This is a genomic window from Desulfogranum japonicum DSM 18378, from assembly GCF_000429945.1.
In the GTDB taxonomy this organism is placed as follows: domain Bacteria; phylum Desulfobacterota; class Desulfobulbia; order Desulfobulbales; family Desulfobulbaceae; genus Desulfogranum; species Desulfogranum japonicum.
In genome coordinates this window covers 1-6,080 of the sequence record NZ_AUCV01000089.1, presented here as the reverse complement: position 1 = coordinate 6,080, position 6,080 = coordinate 1, and the positions used below count along the sequence as shown (strand labels likewise).

Here is a 6,080-nt window from a genome sequence, read left to right as displayed (position 1 = left end):
CCGGTCTGCAGCAGTTGCTCCTGAACCGTCTGTTCCGCAATGCGGATTTTTTCAGGCGGTCCCATCTCCATGGCTTTTTTCTTCCAATCAATGATCAGTAGAGTGCCCTCAGGTTTTTAGGATCAAATTTTTTGCTGTATCCTCTGGGGGCACCATGGCATCCTTCCTGACATAGGTCTGCGAGTTGCCGATCACTCCTTTTTCTTCAACCTGTGAGCAGTTGGAAACATGCAGGCAACAAGGGTATCAGATAGTGGCGATGGAACTCACCAAAAACAGTCAACTCTATACAGAAACAACCTACGCTTATCCAACACTGTTTGTATTGGGTAACGAAACCCTGGGAGTAAGCAGTGAGGCTTTGGATATGGTGAATTTCTCTGTGCATCTACCAGTTTATGGTATGGTCAATTCTTTGAATGTTGCCACTGCAGCAAGTGTGATTCTATATGATACTGCGCGGAAGTATCTGGATACTTTAGAAACTGCCTGTTAATACGTGAAGATTTCGGAGTCTAGCCTGATTTGCTAGAATCCAACTGGTGAAATAGATTTTCTAGTAGGCATTCCTTTTAATTGCTAGATAAATTCACCTTTGCTGGTAAGGGGGGTGAGCACAGCACTAAAATCAGATATTGTCAGGAAATCTTCTTTTACCACAATAAAGTTTTTAGCTTGTTCAGTACCAAAAGGGCGGGCTACGAGCCGCCCTTTCAGCTTGAAGCATCCTGTGAGGAGAAACATTAGCATAGAATTACAAGTATATGCTGAACGATAACATTCTTATGCTACTCGTAGCCGTCGGTAAGAGTGAGGAGAAAAGACACTAAATCGCTAATGTCCTGGTCAGTCAAAGACATATTGCCAACTTGGCCATCAATGTTTCTGTCAACCTCTGGAGTAAAGGCGGAGCTGTCGTTGATGAAACTGACCATGTCGATGAGCGTGGCAAAGCGTCCGTTATGTGAATAGGGAGCCGTCATACCGATGTTCCGCAAGGTTGGGATTTTAAATTTTCCATCCTGTAACGAGTCGCTGGTTATCTCACCTAGTCCAAGATCAGGTGAAGATAAAGGCACGAGAGGATTAGATGGCACACCGATATTTGCGTAGTGATAATTAGTGAATAAAGGTGCAGGTGCCCCGAACTCGGGGGTATTGGAATGACAACGGGCACAATTGTTTTGAAACAGAGTTTCTCCTCTCGCCTCCGCATCTGTGAATTGATCTTTTGCCAGGTCATATTTGGAAGAGAACTGAGTCACATCTGCAGAACGCTCATATGCGGCAATGGCTCTACCAAAATATACCCATGCCATATCGACATCATCCAAAGAATTTGGTCCAAAAACAGCAAGCCATTTGTCGCTGTAATCACTCTCGCGTATGATATCAATGGCTTGTTCAGAAGTTTCCAGTCCCATTTCCACAGGGTTAAGAGGCGGCCCTTGCGCCTGTTCTGCTAAAGGATCACCTAATCTCTCGCCTGTAGCCCGGCCATCCCAAAATAGGCCTCCAACGTATTCTCCACTTTCATCAATCGACATAATCGGGCTAAAACCTGCGTAAGCGGAAGACGGTGCATTTCTGCCGCCCTGACTCACTCCGTCAGCTCCTGTTGAAACGACATTAACTTCAGGATGCATCAGATTGGTTCTATCTGCAAACCCGGCATAAGGATGGTGACAAGTTTGGCATGATTGCACTCCAGTGCTGGAAAGATTTTTATCTTTATACAGGAGCATTCCGAGTTGCTCCTTGGATGTGTTCACTTTTGGAGGCCCGCCAGCAGCCCAGCTGAGGCTCATCGTACCTGTCATCACCGCTAGCCCTAAGATTGCTGTTCTGTGCTTTTTCATTGCATTGTCTCCTGGATAGAATATGATTCTTTTTTGTCTTCTTTCTCCGCGCTGATTGAGCAGGATAGAAGACACGGATAAATGCAATAAAACAACGAATCCTCATTTTGGGTATCAGGGATACCCTGATAAGAAATGCTCCTCAGGCGTATTTTTCCTCTTGAGATATTGTCATAAGGATGTAAGGCCATTTCGAAGTGCAAAATGGACCAGGTCAACCATTGATTTGGCATTGAGTTTTTTCATAATATTTCTTCTGTGCGTTTCAACAGTTTTGGTACTGATATAAAGTGTATGTGCAATACGTTTAACATCATGTCCTTCCGCCAAAAGCTGTAGTATCTCCTGTTCTCTATACGTAAGAGAGGGCGTGACAGTTTCTTTTTCCGTTTTCAGCAATCGAGCATATCCTGACATGATGGTCCCGGAAAGCTGTGGGCTGAGGTATACTTCCCCTTTAACCACTTTGTGGATTGCTGAAAATAATTCTTCGCCAAGACAGTTTTTAAGTAAATAGCCGGAAATTCCTACTTTCATCATACCTTCAACAAATCGTCGATCTGCATACATTGACAGCGCGATTACTTTGACGGAAATGAGCTCTGTTACTATTTGCCTTGTTGCCTCGATTCCGTTCATTTCGGGCATGGAAACATCCATGAGCGCAACATCCGGCTGTATTTTTTTGCATAGGGCAACTGCCTCGCGACCATTTTCAGCTTCACCGACCACCTCAAAGTCAGGTTGAGAAATAAGCAATGCTCTTAACCCTTCCCGCATAAGATGATGATCATCTGCTAAAAAAATTCTTATTGTCATGCACAGAACCTTTGTTGTTTGGCCTGAAACGGTACTTCAAATTGCACTTTACATCCTTGACCTGGAGATGAAATAATTCTAAAGGTGCCTCCTAGAGAACGCACTCTCTCCTCAATGGCAAAGAGGCCAAAGCCTGGTTGCAACCTCTTTTCTTCGCAATTAAAACCATTGCCATTGTCCCGCACCTCTATGGCCAGGCTTTTTATGGATTCTATAAGGGAAACATGTACATGTGCATGCGATGCTCCGCTGTGCTTTATAACATTAAACAGTAGCTCTCGTACTGCGCGGAAAATAAGTATTCTTAAAGTAAAATCGTCCGTTTCACACTCTGATTCATAGGAAAAAATGACCTGAATAGCAGATTGTTTATTGAGTTGTTCTGCAAACCATTCAATTGCTGCTGATAATCCCAGTTCATAAAGAATTGGTGGGCTGATTTCAAATGTGAGGGTTCTACTCTCATGGATGATTTCTTGTATATACTCAGCTAACTCAAGGCATTTTTCCTGGGCAACATGGCCTTTGAGTTGAGCTGTTAACGTGTTGAGGCGCATTTGGCAGACAGCTAAGGACTGGCTTATACGGTCATGCAGATCTGAAGCAATCTGTCTACGTTCCCGTTCTTCTGTTAATGTTAATTGGGAGGCAAGCTCGCGAAGTCTGCTATGATGTTGAATGAGTTCTTGTTCAATTTTTTTCCGTTCTTTTATCTCATTCAGCAAGTGTTTGTGAGCCGTATCCTTGATTTTCTGACTGTTTGCTAAGTCTTCAAAAAGAGTCACTATTTCACAGTAGAGTAATGAAATTTCATCGTTTTCGTAGGGAGGTTGTCCAGAGGATAACTTGCCGCTTTTTCTTAAGGACACAATGTCGCATGTAAGGTTTTGTATTGGTCGAACTACTTGTGCCTGAATAAGGAGAAACAGTATGAACATGCTGAACAGGATTACGACTGTCATCCCGGTAAGGAGGTATAGAGCCGTTTGTAAGCCACTTTTGTAAATGTCCCGTGGAAGAGTGATTTTTAGCAGCATCAGTGGCTTTTTATACACATCTGATATTATTCCGTAGGTAAATAATTCATTGTCACTACGTTGGAATAATACGTCCTTTCTGCTTTGCAGAAGGGTATTATAAATACGTTGTAGATGCGGTAGGGTTCTCACTTTATGAATTTCGTAATATTCCTGACTGACTTGGGTTTGATCTTGGAGTAGTTCAATATCCTCATGATTAAAAAAACGGCCCATAACAAGGTAACCACGCACAGGGCCACTGTTATCGCTATGTAGAATTGGTTGGACTGCGAGGAGCATTACCCCTTCATGTGTATTTTGAAACCCCGCGATATTCTGCTGAGTTGTGGATTTTGCAGTCGAAATTCCAACGAGCCTATTCAAAGGGAGTAAACTATTGTGATATTCCTTCAGGGTGTCGTCTGAATAGATTTTGCCCCAGGTTGGATGAAGCTTTAAATCTGTCAGAACAATAAGGCTAAGATTATTATCAATAAATGTTTGGGTGATGAGATTTGAGCGAATGTAGTTTGTATTACCATCAGCGATGAAAGAATAAGTATCGTCCCAGGAAGCCCAGTCATGGGTTGTTGTTTCAAGGTGTTCAATTTCTCTTGAGAGGGCTGAAAAGCATCTGGTAATATTCTTTTCTCCTTCAGAAATCTCAAACTTTTCATAGCTTGAACCTACAACCTGCCATATAACAGCAGAGATGGTACCTAGGCAGAAAAGAATGACGCCTGTAAGTAAGCCCGCTGTTTTATAATGCAGCTTCATGGAAAAGAGTTTTTTTCGTGATGTTGGAAAAATGAAATTTGATAAACTTCTCCTGTAATCTTATCTGGATACAATAAATGTTTTAACAAGAAATTGTAACCCGTAAATGTTCTGAGAGAGGAATTTTAGAAATGGCTATTACTATCAGTGTTAACTCGGGGAAAATAATATAATCACCAGGTTTATAAACAACGCCCATGCAATCATTACAATATCTCTATCGGTATGGAATGGGGCCATCTTCAAGCCATACAATAGGGCCGCGTAATGCAGCACGTATTTTTCAGGAGAAATCCCCCGAAGCAACCGCCTACCGTGTTACCCTGTATGGTAGTCTCAGCCGTACCGGGAAAGGTCATCTTAGAAGACAAAGCCATCATCACTGTCATTGAGCCGGTACCCTGCGAAATTATCTGGAGCAGTGATTCATTATCCTGTCATCCTAATGGGATGTACTTTGAAGCTCTTGATGATTCGGGAGCCTGTTGCAGAGACTGGACTGTGTTTTCTGTCGGTGGTGGAGAACTGCGAGAGCAGAGCTGCAGAAGCAGAGCATGCGCATATCTATGGGCAACGTTCCATGGCTGATGTTCTCAGGTGGACGGAGACTACGGGAAATCCTCTGTGGAAGCTGGTGCAGGAGGTGGAGGGTGATGATATGATCACCTCATTTTTACCTGAAATGTGGGATAAAATGAAGGAGGCCATTGACCGGGGCCTCAAGACTGACGGTATTCTCCAGGGAGGGCTAAACCTGCCGAGGAAGGCGCGCGATTTCATGGTTAAGGCCAGAAGATTGAAAGAAAGTGAGGCCCGAACAGGGCTGCTTTCAAGTTATGCACTTGCCGTTTCAGAGGAAAACGCGGAGGGCGGCTATGTTGTCACCGCTCCCACCTGTGGTTCCTGTGGTGTTCTGCCGGCGGTTCTTTATTACCTGTCGTATGAACAACGGCACAGCGATCGATCTATCATCAAAGCTCTGGCAACGGCGGGGCTTATTGGCAACGTGGTTAAAAGCAATGCGTCCATATCCGGGGCAGAGGTAGGATGTCAGGGCGAGATAGGCGTGGCCTGTGCCATGGCCGCCGGTGCAGCTACACAAATTCTTGGCGGCTCACCCAGGCAGATAGAGTATGCTGCGGAAATGGCCTTGGAGCATCATCTCGGTTTGACTTGTGACCCTGTGCAGGGCCTGGTGCAGATTCCGTGTATTGAGCGAAACGCTTTTGCTGCAGTGCGGGCCATGGCCTGTGCAGAGTATAGCCTGTTGACCGATGGTCATCACCTGGTAAGCTTTGACAAGGTGGTGAAAACCATGCTGACAACAGGGCACGATATCCTTTCTCTCTACCGTGAAACCTCTCAGGGAGGACTGGCCACAACGTTTATGCAACCGTGATACAATACGATGGGTATTTTTGGGTAGCTACTCTCTGCTGTCTGCCCATAAATGAGGTTTTTTACTCAAGTTGAGGTACGCGTAAACTCCGAGACCATGTATGGACAGGCACTATCTGACAGCTGTCAACATGTAATGATATGGCAGCATATCATGATTGGTGATGGTATGAAAACCGGTCTGCAGCAGTTGCTCCTGAACCGTCTG

General features: G+C 44.4%; 4 protein-coding genes and 1 pseudogene. 2 read left to right on the top strand and 3 right to left on the bottom strand.

Annotation, left to right across the window (positions count from 1 at the left end; all coding sequences use genetic code 11):
* Positions 1–184 precede the first annotated feature (184 nt).
* On the top strand, positions 185–496 hold the full coding sequence (locus G493_RS30775) for a TrmH family RNA methyltransferase (RefSeq protein ID WP_269746344.1): 312 nt from the start codon (positions 185–187) through the stop codon (positions 494–496).
* 292 nt (positions 497–788) lie between these two features.
* On the opposite strand, the gene G493_RS0122105 is transcribed toward G493_RS30775, so the two are convergent.
* From G493_RS0122105 to G493_RS32650, 3 genes are all read right to left on the bottom strand, one after another.
* Positions 789–1,859, bottom strand: a complete 1,071-nt coding sequence (locus G493_RS0122105) for a cytochrome-c peroxidase (RefSeq protein WP_028582120.1) — start codon at positions 1,857–1,859, stop codon at positions 789–791.
* 171 nt (positions 1,860–2,030) lie between these two features.
* Positions 2,031–2,678: a response regulator gene (locus tag G493_RS0122100; protein ID WP_028582119.1), complete on the bottom strand. Its 648-nt coding sequence runs from the start codon at positions 2,676–2,678 to the stop codon at positions 2,031–2,033.
* Positions 2,675–4,474, bottom strand: a complete 1,800-nt coding sequence (locus G493_RS32650; RefSeq protein WP_051309795.1) for a sensor histidine kinase — start codon at positions 4,472–4,474, stop codon at positions 2,675–2,677. The genes G493_RS0122100 and G493_RS32650 overlap by 4 nt, the downstream gene beginning before the upstream one ends.
* Positions 4,475–4,671: 197 nt before the next feature.
* Between G493_RS32650 and G493_RS30765 the strand changes: the two are divergent.
* Positions 4,672–5,873 (top strand): annotated as a pseudogene (locus tag G493_RS30765) (L-serine ammonia-lyase).
* Positions 5,874–6,080: the final 207 nt, after the last annotated feature.

What these genes read in the sequence shown, in the direction of transcription:
- G493_RS32650 (WP_051309795.1), bottom strand. Translation starts at nt 4,474, where the DNA reads ATGAAGCTGCATTATAAAACAGCGGGCTTACTTACAGGCGTCATTCTT.
- G493_RS0122105 (WP_028582120.1), bottom strand. Translation starts at nt 1,859, where the DNA reads ATGAAAAAGCACAGAACAGCAATCTTAGGGCTAGCGGTGATGACAGGT.
- G493_RS0122100 (WP_028582119.1), bottom strand. Translation starts at nt 2,678, where the DNA reads ATGACAATAAGAATTTTTTTAGCAGATGATCATCATCTTATGCGGGAA.